The following is a 12,583-nucleotide window of genomic DNA, read 5'->3' on the forward strand; positions in this document are numbered from 1 at the left end:
TTTCTTGTCCAGATCCGCCCTGATCTTCCATCCTAGCTGCCAACCTCCGGCGCAACCCTCTCACGCTACTCCAAATGGGAATCCGTCGGCGAGCCGGCAACTTTCGCCCTCACCGCAACCTTCAATCTGGAAATGCGTTTCATTTCTATAAACGCCGCCAAATCCAGCACTGACAAACAAAAAACGGGCACCGTGCCCCCATGGCAGCCGCCTCAGAAACACCCCAACTCCAAACGTCGAACCAGCCCTTACCCATCCACCTTAAAAGCCGAAACCAGCGTGGTCAATTCCGCCGCCTGCTGCTTCAAACTCTCTGCCGCCGCCGCGCTTTCTTCCACTAAAGCCGCATTCTGCTGCGTCATCTGATCCAAAGACTGCACCGCATCCCCGATCTGGTCGATCCCGGCACTCTGCTCCAAGCTAGCCTCAGCAATCTCGCTCATCATCGCGCTAACGCCTTGAACCTGCGAAACAACGTCACTCATCACCTTCCCCGCCTCGCTAACCAGTCGCGACCCGGTATTCACCGTCCCCGCGCTATGTTCGATCAGCGCCTTGATCTCCTTCGCGGCCTGCGCACTACGCTGCGCCAGATTCCGCACCTCTGAAGCAACGACAGCAAACCCACGCCCCTGCTCCCCCGCCCGCGCCGCCTCCACAGCCGCATTCAACGCAAGAATATTCGTCTGAAACGAGATACTGTCGATCATCACAATGATCTCGGAGATCCGCTGCGACGCATTGCTGATCTGCTCCATCGTGCTAACAACCTCACCCACCACCTGCCCGCCACGCGCCGCCGTATCCGACGCGCCAGTAATCATCTTCGCAGCCGTCGTCGCCGTCTCGGTGTTGTTCCGCACCACGGCCGTGATCTCTTCCATCGACGAAGCCGTCCGCTCCAGGTTGCTCGACTGCCCTTCGGTGCGTTCGCTCAGATCCGCATTCCCCAAAGCGATCTGCGCCGACCCGGTCGCAATCGACGCCGAAGCCGCCCGAATCCGGTGAACGAGCGTAGACAGCGACGACACGAACCGGTTGAACGCATCCGACAACTGCCCGATCTCGTCCTGGCTCTCGACCGTCATCCGGCGCGTCAGATCACCCTGACCGCTCGCAATCTCCGAAAGCAACGTAGCCGCACGCCGAATCGGCGCCGCAATCGCGCGCCCGACCAGCCAGATCACGATCAGTGCAACCCCAAGCCCCACCACCGCCGCGACCAGCGCCGCACTACGAATCGCGCGCGTCACCGGCCCGAGCAGTTCCGCCTGCGGCACCTCGACGACGACATACGCATTCAGCTCCGGAATGAACGACGTCGCGATGAACCGCGCGCCGCCGTCGCCGTTGTAGCTCAGGTACGCATACGGCTTGCCGGCCAGCAGCGTCGACGACGCATCGTCAGGCAGCCCATGCTGATCCTTCAGAAAATGCTTGCCGTCGATCAGCGACGTATCGCGATGCATCATGATCGCGCCGTCGGGACGCACGAGATACGCGAACCCGGTCTCGCCGATCCGGTATGCCGAGATGCCCTTCGCGAGCGCATCGACGGACAGGCTCATGCTCGCCGCGCCGATCGGCACGCCGTCGAGTTCCACGCGGCTATTGATGAACATCATGTAGCCGCCGACGGTCACCTCGCGATCCATATTGACGTCGAACGCCTTGCCGGACGACAGGAAGCTTGTCAGCCACTGATCCTTGTCGGTGACCTTCCGCTGCAGGCCGGCTTCGTTGTAGTAGTTGCCGCTCTTCACCGACACCCACTGCACGGACGCCGCCTTCTGCTCGTCCTTCACGTTCTTCGCGAGCTGGATCCAGTTGCGCGTGCCGGCGTCGGGTTCGCCATCAGCTTCCCATTGCAGCAGGAACACATCGCGCGCGAGAATGCGCGACGCGGCGATCGGCCCGGCCATCTGCCGCTGCACGTCGGCGCGGATGCCGTTCACGGCGGTCGGCAACTCTTCGCGGACGACGCGATCGCGCACCGCGTTGCCGATCAGGCGGATGCTCAGTCCGCTCGAAATCGCGACGAACACGAGCAGACAACTCGTCATGCTGAGAATCAGCTTGTTCTGAATGGAAAGCTTGCGCCAGAAATGCATGGGGAACCCTCGATAACCGCTCGGTCTGAGCCAGATTGGGTTATCGGCATGCACGCGCAGAACCGCATCGCTGATGTCAGATATCGATCATGCGAGATTCGTTATGTCGTTGACAGGCGGGCATATGCGGCCGCCTATACCCGCAGGATCAGCGTGAATCAATACGCAACGAAGATCGTCACGCGCCGATTCCGCGCCCGCGCGGCCGCATCGTCGCCCGCCACGAGCGGCTGCGTATCGGCCCGCCCGATCGCCGCGAGCCGGTGCGGCGCCACACCGCGTTCGGTCAGGTAGCGCACGACGCTCCCTGCGCGCGCCGACGAAAGCTCCCAGTTCGATTCGTATTTCGCATTCGCGATCGGCACGCTGTCCGTATGCCCTTCGACGAGAATGTCGCCGGTCGCGTGCTCGCTCAGTGCCTGCGCGATCTGGTTCAGCACGGGCGACGAATCGGGCAGCAAGCGCGCATCGCCGACATTGAACAGGATCTTCGCGTCGATGCCGATCTCGACACCGTGCGGCGCTTTCACCAGCGAAATCCGGCCATTCGTCTTCAACGAATCGAGCAATGCGAGCCAGGCCGGCGCGCGTTCGGGCACTGCCGTACTCGTAGCGCCACCGGTATGTCGCGCAAGCGTCTGGTATCGCGCATCGAGCGCGTTGTATTTCGCGAGCTGGAGCACATACAGCGCGAGAAACAGCACCATCAGCGTCGTGATGAGATCCGCGTACGAAATCAGCCAGCGTCCGGACTGCGCGCCTTCGAGTTCGTCGCCATCGCGATCGGCGGCGGACGCGCCGTCAGTTCGGGCTGTCATGCCGAAGATCCCTGTTTGTCGTACCGAATACGCGGCACATCACGCGAGCGATTCCGCCGCGCGCCCACGCACATCACCGGTCAGCCGCGTTTCGATCGTATGCGGCGACTCCTTGCGCGAGATCGCGAGCAATCCGTCGAGATACAGCTTGCGGAACCGCAGTTCGCTATCGATCTGCGCGCGCAGCTTGCCGTAAAGCGGCAGAAACACGAGGTTCGCAAACGCCAGCCCGTACAGCGTCGCAATGAACGCAATCGCGATGCCCGGCCCGAGTTGCGCCGGTTCGAGAATATGGCTCGTCACCTGAACGAGCCCGAGCACCGATCCGAGAATGCCGAACGTCGGCGCATAACCGCCGGCCTGCTGCCACACGCGCGCAGCGGCCAGGCGGCTGCGCTCGTACGCGTCGAGTTCGCGCTGCAATGCATCCTCGAGCACGGCGGTCGACACGCCGTTCGCCAGCAGTTCGAGCCCGCGGCGCGCGAACGGATGAATGCCGCTCACGTCCATCGATTCGAACGCGAGCAGCCCGTCGAGCTTCGCGCGATCGCCCCATTCGAGCAGGTCGGACAGGTTCTTGCGATCGACCTCGCGCGCACGCACGAATGCGAGCCGCAACTGCTTCACCGCGTCGAAGAAGCGTGCCCAGGTGTTCTGGATCATCACCGCGCCGAGCGTGCCGCCGAGCACGATGACGAGCGCCTCGAACTGGAACAGCATCGTGAAATGCCCGCCTTCGAGCGCGAAACCGAACACGATCGCCGCGCCGCCGAGCACCACACCGGCCAAGGTCAACAGATCCATACGCCTCCCCGTGTCACGTATTCGACGCATCCGACGCGACGGACGCCGCGCCCGTCGCAGGCGCCTTGGCCGCACGAACTGCATCCAGCACGCGCTGCTCGATATCCTCGATCTCGATCGGATCGAGCTTGAGCTCGCGGCGCATCACCCACGACACTTCGTTGCGTCGCGCCTCGGTCATCACGGAAAACAGCTTGTCGGCCACCGCGCGATCGTCGAGGTTCGCGATCAGCTTCGCGAGATCGTACGTATCGAACGCGCTGATCACGTCGAACAGCGTGCGCTGGTCGACCCACACGAGATCCTCCAGCGCGCGCACGTCGCCGCCGCGACGCGCGTTGCGCCGCGAGAAGTACGCAACGCCCTTTTGCTCGACGTAACTGAGCACCTTCGATTTGCGGAACGCGAACACTTCTTCGGCAATCTCGCCGTTCGACAGCTTGTTGAGCAACAGCGTCTTCTCGACGCCGATCAGCGATTCGAGATCGGCCAGTTCGATAAGCTCGAGTTCGCTGTTGATCGACAGGTCGAGATCGTGATCGGCAACCTGCTGCGCGCGGTCGATCACGCGCGCGGCATCGAACGTAACGACCTGGCGCGCATCCGACGAAGCCGCATAGTCGGCTGCACCGCCGGCATGGTCGGCCTGCGCGGCTTCGATCGTGACGAGATTGAGCTTCTCCATGCGTCGCAGCATCGCGAGCACGTGCGGCCGCGAATGGCCAGCAATCGCGCGGCATTTGCGGATCACTTCGGCGAGCGGCACCGAGGTTTCGGTCGCATGGGCCTGCATCGGCCGGCGCGCCCACGCGTCGCCGGATTCGCGCGCATCGGCGCCGGCCATCAGCGACAGCACATGCGCATACGACAGCACGCCGGGCATGAAGTCCGCATGCGTGTAGGTCGCGAGCTGGTCGTCCTTGCGCTTCACGCGCCGGATCATCGTTCGCACGATATGGCGCAGCAGCGCCGACACGCGTTCGATTTCTTCATCAAGCATGCCGGCCGGCACGACCGTGAGCTGACAGAATGAAAGCGCCTTCGCGGTATGGGCGCGCGGCTCGGCGGCGAGCAGCGCCGATTCGCCGAAGAACTCGCCGCGGCCGAGCGTCGCGACGATGACGCGCTTGTCGTCGCATCGAGTGGACAGCTCGACCTTGCCGTCGGTAATCAGAAAGATCACGGGTTCGCCCGCGAAACCCTCCGAGTAAATGATTTCTCCGGGCGCCGCTGTACGCGTCCACGATTGCTGACGATTCACGTCGATTCCCCTGCTGCGCTGGTTGTTGCGGACTGCGCGCCGCACGTCGCAAGCATGCGTGTCGCGAGTCATCCCCGTGACTCGTTTACGTCATCGGGCTCAACATCCTTTAGGGGATTCGCACTCGGTTTAACCCGAAATCAAGGTAAAACGTTTGCGCATTGCGCGGCTGCATCGGAAAGTTCGTTTCGATGCGCACGCGTGTTATGCAATTGAAAGCGCACTGCGATCGCGCGCATCAGAACTCCATGTCGAGTTCGTCGATGTCTTCCTGCTCCGCCTTCGCCGCGTCGATCCATTCCGCGACGAACGGATGCGCGAGCACACGCATGCAGTACTCGGCGATATCCGGCTCGAGCTTCACGTCGTAGGTCAGGAAGCGCGTGACGACCGGCGCATACATCGCGTCGGCGATGCCGATCTCCGCACCGAACAGCCAGGGGCCGCCATACGCGCCCAGGCACTCGTGCCAGATCGTCACGATCCGCTGGATGTCGTGCTGCGCGCGCGACCAGATCCGGAAGCCGGGGAAATGCGCGCGCAGGTTCATCGGCAGCGCGGAGCGCAACGCGCTGAACCCGGAATGCATCTCGCCGCAGATCGACCGGCAATGCGCGCGCGCACGCCGGCCTTCAGGCAGCAGCCGCGCCTGCGGGTGGATTTCGTTCAGGTATTCGGCGATCGCGAGGGTATCCCACACCTTGTTGCCGTCGTGCGTCAGGCATGGCACGAGAATCGACGGCGACAGCAGCAGCAGCTCCGCACGCGACGCGGCATCGATCGGCACGCTGACCGTCTCGAACGCGAGCCCGCTCAGCTTCGCGAGCAGCCAGCCGCGCATCGACCACGACGAGTAATTGCGGCTGCTGATGGTCAGCGTCGTCTGTCCGGTTGATTCCATGTCGCTCCCCTGCTGAAAGCCGTTCGTGCCCCTGCACCGAAAGCGGACGCCGCACCCGTCACCCGCACCACGCCTGTGCGGCGCATTCGCCGAACTGGCGCAGCGCCGCACAGTGTCGCGGCATGGGCGGCTCGCGAGACCGGTGCGGCAACGCATTGCGCTCGGCCGCCGGTGGTCGCGTGCCGCCTGAGCCGCCGCATGACCGAACCGCGTGCAACGCGCGTGCCAGCTACACGCTGGCACACGGCTTGCCTCGTTCAATGCAACGCAGCGCAACGAGCGACGGCCATGAACCTGCTTGCCTATCCGTTTTACCAATGGTCTGCAGAATGCCTGCGCCCGGCGCGCGCATGGGCCGCGACCGCACGCGCGACGATGTCGCTGTGGCCCCCATCTACGTCAACGCCGACGGGCCGCATGCTCGACGCGCTGTGCGAACTCCTCGAATGCTGCGCGTTCTCGCATCGGCGTCCGCCGTTCGGGATCGCGTCGATCGTCGTCGACGGAGAAACGGTGCCGATCGTCGAGGAAGCGGCCGCGGCCACGCCGTTCGGCACGCTGCTGCATTTCCGCAAGGCGCGGCCGGTCGCGCGACAGCCGCGCGTGCTGATCGTCGCGCCGATGTCCGGGCATTTCGCGACGCTGTTGCGCGGCACGGTGCACACGATGCTGGCCGATCACGACGTGTACATCACCGACTGGCACAACCCGCGCGACATTCCGCTGACGGCCGGCCGGTTCGGCTTCGACGAATACGTCGAGCATGTAATCGATTTCATTCGCCATATCGGCCCGGACGCGCATGTGCTCGCGATCTGCCAGCCGACCGTCGCCGCGCTCGCGGCGGTCGCGCTGATGGCCGCCGGCGGCGATCCGGCGCAGCCCGCGAGCCTGACGCTGATGGCCGGCCCGATCGACTGCCGCGTGAATCCGACCAAGGTCAACGCGCTCGCCACGAGCCAGCCGATCGAATGGTTCGCGAAGAACCTGATCAGCGTCGTGCCGGCCGGCTTCGTCGGTGCGCAGCGGTGCGTGTATCCGGGCTTCGTGCAGGTCGGCGCATTCATGTCGATGAATCCCGACCGGCATGCGGCTTCGTTCGCCGACCTGTATTACGAGCGCGCGAAAGGCGACCCCGCGAAAGCCGACACGCTTCGGCACTTCTACGACGAATACTTCGCGACGGCCGACCTCACCGCAGAGTTCTATCTGGAGACGGTCGAGAAGGTGTTCCAGCAATACGCGCTCGCGCGCGGCGAACTGACGGTCGGCGACAGGCTCGTCGAACCGGCGGCGATTCACCGCACCGCGCTGCTGACGATCGAAGGCGAGAAGGACGATATCTGCGCAGTGGGCCAGACGGTGGCCGCGCAGGAGCTGTGTTCGGGGTTGCCGCCGTATCTGAAGACGCACCACGTGCAGACGGGCGCGGGCCACTACGGCGTGTTCAACGGCAGCCGATGGGAAACGCAGATCTATCCGATCGTGCGCGCGACGATCCACGACAACGAACCGTACGATCGCACCGCGGATGCGGAAGGCAACGCGAAAGGCACGCATTACGTCACGCTGCGTGCACTGATCGATGCGCGCGCAACCGAACACGATGCGGCGACCGAAACGCGAGCGCATCACACGCACTGAACCCGTGCGGCGATGCACCCGCCGGCGTCGCAAATGAATCGCCCCGCCGGGGTGGCGGGGCGAGATTGAATACAGCCTTCAGGCGACGCGCGAGCGAATGAACTCGCGCGCCCGGCCCGCGTTACGAACAGGCCTTGCCGTGCGACGCATGGAAACCCTTGGCCTTCGCATCCGCTTCCGACATGTAGCTGCCGTGCTTCGTCTTGCCGTAGAACTTGTCGGTCGAGCAGTGATAGACCTTCGTGCTGTCGTTGGCCCACACCTTGCCCGCGCCGCCGCCCGGCGCCGCAGCGGCGGTCGTCGCGGAGGCGCTCTTCGCGGGGGCGCTCTTCGCGGGCGCGGCACCGGACGCAGCGGCAGCGGAAGCCGCCGTTGCCGGCGCCATCGCGGCCGGCGCGCTGGCTGCCGCCGCCGACGATGCGCCGTACCAGGTCTTCACGCCCTTATGGCCCGCACATGCGCCCTTCTTCGACGCGCCCGAGTAGAACGAACCGTCCTTGCACAGACCGGTCGTGCCGGCCGGCGCGCTGGCCGGAACCTGCGCGAACGCACCGATCGACACACCCATGCCGGCGACCAGCGCGGCGATCAACATCGTCTTTTTCATAGTCCTCTCCTGATTTGCCTGAATGATGAAAGCGTCCCGGACATCCCGGGCGAAAGCCATGGTTACCGCACCCAGCGGCATACGCGATGGTGGTGATGGTCGAAATGGCACACGCGGTGCGAATGGGCTTCGGCAAGCGCCGGAGCGAGAACGGCGCACGCCACTGCGGTGGCCGTCAGGATCTTCGCGATACGCTTCATGGATTTCTCCCGGGTAGGTCAGCCAGTGATCCGGCTGGTACCTCCTTAACGCCGGCCGTCGACAGGCCGTGCACCGTGCAGCCCGCAATTGACGATCTTTGACACCACGTAACAAATCGTCACGCGAAGCTGACGAATGTCTTTCCTTTCTTTCCGGATCTTCAGCTTCGCGACCCTTCGGAATTCGAATGAACGGATCGACGGGGAAAGCAGGTCGTGGGTGTCAGCGGAGCCAGCAGAGGCTTCCGGGAAGCATCAACGAAAACCGCCCGAAGGCGGTTTGTCGCAAACGTGCGCACGATGCGCATCGGCCGACGCATGCGCGCGTCGGGAAACCGGGCAGCTATGCGCCCGTCTCTCCCCACGGCGTCGGCGTGGGCACGGCGCACGGCCCTTCGACGTCGATCGACTTGAAATCGGCGGGCCCGACGATCTCCAGATACTCCATGTCCGGCGAGTAGTCGAACAGGTAGTGGACGATCCCGGGCGCCTGATGCACGCAGTCGCCGGCGGACACCAGCGTTTCCTGCTCGCCGTACATGAAGCGCGCCCAGCCCTTCAGCATGATCACGATATGGAACTCGGCCTCGTGACGGTGCCAGCCGGTGCCCGCCGTCGGTGCATGATTCGCCCTGACGAGTTGCGCGACGACCTTGCCGTTCGTCGCGGCCGCGATGCCGAGATCGCGATACAGGAAGAAGTCGCGCAGGCCTTCGCCCCGATACGGGGTGTCCTGCGGCTTGACATGGGAAAAGGCGGTGGTGGTCGGTGTGCTCATCGTGGTGCTCCTTCATCGAAAGGATCGAGCCTGACAAGCATTTAGCGTTCCAGTTTGCGACGGCGCGAAGCCGTGCAGGTTACCGCTCATGCGTGTCGCGCAGCGGCCTTTGACGGATGCGCCCGCGCAACTGTAAGCGTACTTCAATCTCCGCATCGCCCGTGACGCCATGGCGGCCTCACGGGCAGTGCGCAACGCTGCGTGCCGACTTACTTCAACCGCCCCGACAGAAACTGCCCGAGCCGTTCGCTCTTCGGATTCACGAGAATCTCCTGCGGATTCCCTTCCTCCTCGATCTTCCCCTGATGCAGGAAGATCACGTGATTCGACACGTTGCGCGCGAAGCCCATCTCGTGCGTGACGACGACCATCGTGCGGCCCTCCTCGGCGAGCTTCTGCATCACCTTCAGCACTTCGCCAACGAGTTCCGGGTCGAGCGCCGACGTCGGCTCGTCGAACAGCATCACTTCCGGCTCCATCGCGAGCGCGCGCGCGATCGCGACACGCTGCTGCTGGCCGCCCGACAGGTGCGACGGATACATGCCCTCGACGCGCGGCGCGAGGCCGACCTTCTCCAGGTACTTGCGTGCCCGCGCGATCGCTTCGTCCTTGCCGATCCCGAGCACGGCCATCGGTGCCTCGATCACGTTCTCGAGCACCGTCATGTGCGCCCACAGGTTGAAGTGCTGGAACACCATCGACAGCTTCGTGCGCATCCGCTGAAGCTGCTTCTGGTCGGCCACGCGCAGCGCCCCGTTACGATCGCGCGTGGTCTGGATCGGCTCGCTGCCGATCGTGATCTGCCCCGAGCACGGCTGCTCGAGGAAGTTGATGCAGCGCAGGAACGTGCTCTTGCCGGAGCCGCTCGAGCCGATGATGCTGATCACGTCGCCGGCCTTCGCCTTCATCGACACGCCCTTCAACACCTCGTTGTCGCCGAATTTCTTGTGCAGGTTGTCAACGGTGAGCTTGTACATGCTTGGTCCTTCCTTGCGAATCTTGCGAATGCATTAATGGCTACGCGGCGAGAGGTACGCGAGCCAGCGCGTCTCGAGCTTGCGGAACGCCCAGATGAGCGTGAACACGACGGCGGCATACAGCACGGCTGCGATGCCGTAGGCCTGGAACGACATGTAGGTCGCCGAATTGACGTCGCGCGTGACCTTCAGGATGTCGGGCACCGTCGCGGTGAACGCGAGCGTGGTCGCGTGCAGCATCAGGATCACCTCGTTGCTGTAGCTCGGCAGCGAGCGACGCAGCGCGGAAGGCAGGATGATCCGCGTATAGAGCTTGAAGCGCGACATCCCGTAGGCTTGCCCGGCCTCGATCTCGCCGGCCGATGTCGCCTTGATCGCGCCCGCGAAGATCTCCGTCGCATACGCGCATTCGTTCAGCACGAACGCGAGCAGCGTGCAGTTCATCGCGTTGCGGAAGAACGTGTCGAGCAGCACGTGGTTGTGCACGACCTGCAGGCTGTAGATGCCCGTGTAGCACATCAGCAGTTGCACGTAGAGCGGCGTGCCGCGGAACACGTACGTATAGAACCACACGGGGCCCGAGATCCAGCGGTTCGACGAGGCGCGCGCGATCGCGAGCGGCACGGCGAGCGCGAAGCCCAGCGCGATCGACACGACCAGCAGCCACAGCGTGATCGCGAGGCCGCTGAAGCGGTAGCCGTCGGTGTAGAGATAGCTTTGCCAGTACTGGCTGACGAGTTCGATCACAGTGCGAGCCTCCGGACGCCGACGGAATAACGCTTCTCGAGGTGATGCAGCACGACGTTCGATACCGTCGTGATCGCGAGGTAGATCGCGCCCGCGGCCAGCGTGAAGAAGAAGAAATCGAGCGTGCTCTTGCCCGCGTCCTGCGACGCCTTCACGACATCGGCGAGGCCGATGATCGACACGAGCGCGGTGGCCTTCACGAGCACCTGCCAGTTGTTGCCGATGCCCGGCAGTGCGAAGCGCATCATCTGCGGGAACAGGATGCGGCGAAACACGCGCCAGCCGCTCATCCCGTACGCGAAGCCGGCTTCGAGCTGGCCGCGCGGCACCGCGAGGAACGCGCCGCGGAACGTTTCGGTGAAGTACGCGCCGTAGATGAAGCCGAGCGTCACGACGCCGGCCACGAACGGGTCGATGTCGATCTGGTCCCAGCCGATCAGGTCGGTCACGTTGTTCAGCAGGATCTGGATCCCGTAGAACAGCAGCAGCATCAGCACGAGGTCCGGCACCGCGCGGATCAGCGTCGTATAGAAGGTGCCGATCGACTTGAGCACGCGGTTGGTCGACAGTTTCGCCCCCGCGCCGGCGAGCCCCAGCACGAGCGACGCGGCGAGCGACAGCACCGCGAGCTTCACGGTCTCGACCGTACCGGCCCACAGCAGCGGGCCAAATCCTTGGAAGATCATATAAGGGATCCAGAACGATGTGGCTGGATTGTCAATAGCCATTAACGGCGCATCAAACGATATCTACGCACTACCTGATGCAACCTGCTCATCAAGCCCGACGCATCCCGTGACGCGGGCGGCGCCCGGCAACAGACGCGGCGCGCACCGCAGCCGATGCGCGCCGCATGGACGGTCAGCCGCCGTAGACGTCGAACGCGAAGTACTTCTTCTCGAGCTTCTTGTACGTGCCGTCCTTGATGATGTCGGCGATCGCGTGGTCGATCTTCGCCTTCAGCTCGGCGTCGTCCTTGCGCAGGCCGATGCCCGCGCCGTTGCCGAGCGTCTTCGGATCGTCGATATCCTTGCCGGCGAAATCGAAGTTCGCGCCGCGCGGCGTCTTCAGGAAGCCGATCTCGGCCTGCACCGCGTCCTGCAGCGCCGCGTCGAGACGGCCGGACGCCAGGTCCTGGTACACGCCGTCCTGGTTCTGGTAAGGCACGACCTGCACGCCCTTCGGCGCCCAGTAAGTCTTCGCGTAGGTTTCCTGGATGGTGCCCTGCTCGACGCCGACCGACTTGCCCTTCAGCGCTTCGGCCGTCGGCTGCAGGTTCGCGCCTTTCTTCGCGACGAGACGCGTCGGCGTGTTGAACAGCTTGTCGGAGAACGCGATCTGCTCGGCTCGCGCCGGCGTCATCGACATCGACGACAGCACGCCGTCGAACTTCTTCGCCTTCAGCGCCGGGATCATTCCGTCGAAGTCGTTCTCGATCCACACGCATTTCGCCTTCAGGCGGGCGCAGATCTCGTTGCCGAGATCGACGTCGAAGCCGACGACCTTGCCGCTTGTGTCCTTCGATTCGAACGGCGGATAGCTGGCGTCGACGCCGAACCGGATCGTCGACCAATCCTTGGCGTGGGCACCGACCGCGATGCAGGCAAGGGCAATACTGAGCGCGAGTTTCTTCATGGCGTTCCTGTCAGAGGCGAACTGGGCAGGGGTCCCGTCGGGCGGCCCGCACCGGCGCTGCCGGCACGGCGGCTCCGCCGCGACCCCTTCCAACCCGGAA

General features: G+C 64.2%; 13 protein-coding genes. 1 reads left to right on the forward strand and 12 read right to left on the reverse strand.

Features of this window, described 5'->3' with window-relative positions; all coding sequences use genetic code 11:
- Positions 1-248: 248 nt before the first annotated feature.
- From R9B84_RS30610 to R9B84_RS30630, 5 genes are all read right to left on the reverse strand, one after another.
- The gene (locus R9B84_RS30610; protein ID WP_423761203.1) at positions 249-2,111 is read right to left on the reverse strand and encodes a methyl-accepting chemotaxis protein; all 1,863 of its coding nucleotides are present in this window, start codon (positions 2,109-2,111) and stop codon (positions 249-251) included.
- A 158-nt stretch (positions 2,112-2,269) separates the two neighbouring features.
- A complete protein-coding gene (locus tag R9B84_RS30615; protein WP_423761204.1) occupies positions 2,270-2,929 on the reverse strand; it encodes an OmpA/MotB family protein in 660 nt (219 codons plus the stop codon).
- Positions 2,930-2,968: 39 nt separating this feature from the next.
- Entirely contained in the window at positions 2,969-3,733 is a 765-nt protein-coding gene (locus tag R9B84_RS30620) for a flagellar motor protein (RefSeq protein WP_423761205.1), read from the reverse strand.
- Positions 3,734-3,746: 13 nt separating this feature from the next.
- On the reverse strand, positions 3,747-4,994 hold the full coding sequence (locus R9B84_RS30625; protein ID WP_423763516.1) for a cyclic nucleotide-binding domain-containing protein: 1,248 nt from the start codon (positions 4,992-4,994) through the stop codon (positions 3,747-3,749).
- Positions 4,995-5,232: 238 nt separating this feature from the next.
- Positions 5,233-5,895 (reverse strand): glutathione S-transferase family protein, encoded by a 663-nt coding sequence (locus R9B84_RS30630; RefSeq protein ID WP_423761206.1) that lies wholly within the window; start codon positions 5,893-5,895, stop codon positions 5,233-5,235.
- Between the two features lie 288 nt (positions 5,896-6,183).
- Here R9B84_RS30630 and R9B84_RS30635 point away from each other — a divergent pair, with 288 nt between their 5' ends.
- Positions 6,184-7,539, forward strand: coding sequence for a polyhydroxyalkanoate depolymerase (locus R9B84_RS30635; protein ID WP_423761207.1), 1,356 nt, complete (start codon positions 6,184-6,186; stop codon positions 7,537-7,539).
- 121 nt (positions 7,540-7,660) lie between these two features.
- Here the strand turns inward: R9B84_RS30635 and R9B84_RS30640 are convergent, their stop codons facing one another.
- The 7 genes from R9B84_RS30640 to R9B84_RS30670 form a co-directional block, all read right to left on the reverse strand.
- Positions 7,661-8,146, reverse strand: a complete 486-nt coding sequence (locus R9B84_RS30640; protein ID WP_423761208.1) for a hypothetical protein — start codon at positions 8,144-8,146, stop codon at positions 7,661-7,663.
- Between the two features lie 62 nt (positions 8,147-8,208).
- Positions 8,209-8,346 (reverse strand): HHHH-motif protein, encoded by a 138-nt coding sequence (locus R9B84_RS30645; protein WP_167347852.1) that lies wholly within the window; start codon positions 8,344-8,346, stop codon positions 8,209-8,211.
- Between the two features lie 343 nt (positions 8,347-8,689).
- Positions 8,690-9,124, reverse strand: a complete 435-nt coding sequence (locus tag R9B84_RS30650) for a cupin domain-containing protein (protein WP_423761209.1) — start codon at positions 9,122-9,124, stop codon at positions 8,690-8,692.
- Positions 9,125-9,333: 209 nt separating this feature from the next.
- Positions 9,334-10,101 carry an ABC transporter ATP-binding protein gene (locus R9B84_RS30655; RefSeq protein ID WP_152862146.1) on the reverse strand — a complete coding sequence of 256 codons (768 nt, stop codon included), beginning with the start codon at positions 10,099-10,101 and terminating at the stop codon, positions 9,334-9,336.
- 33 nt (positions 10,102-10,134) lie between these two features.
- A complete protein-coding gene (locus R9B84_RS30660) occupies positions 10,135-10,848 on the reverse strand; it encodes an ABC transporter permease (protein ID WP_047901534.1) in 714 nt (237 codons plus the stop codon).
- Positions 10,845-11,534, reverse strand: coding sequence for an ABC transporter permease (locus tag R9B84_RS30665; protein WP_047901535.1), 690 nt, complete (start codon positions 11,532-11,534; stop codon positions 10,845-10,847). Before R9B84_RS30665 ends, R9B84_RS30660 begins: the two co-directional genes overlap by 4 nt.
- A gap of 175 nt (positions 11,535-11,709) precedes the next feature.
- On the reverse strand, positions 11,710-12,483 hold the full coding sequence (locus R9B84_RS30670) for an ABC transporter substrate-binding protein (protein WP_423761210.1): 774 nt from the start codon (positions 12,481-12,483) through the stop codon (positions 11,710-11,712).
- Between the last annotated feature and the right edge of the window lie 100 nt (positions 12,484-12,583).

Origin of the sequence: Burkholderia sp. NLJ2, assembly GCF_049487195.1 — a bacterium.
Classification (GTDB): domain Bacteria; phylum Pseudomonadota; class Gammaproteobacteria; order Burkholderiales; family Burkholderiaceae; genus Burkholderia; species Burkholderia pyrrocinia.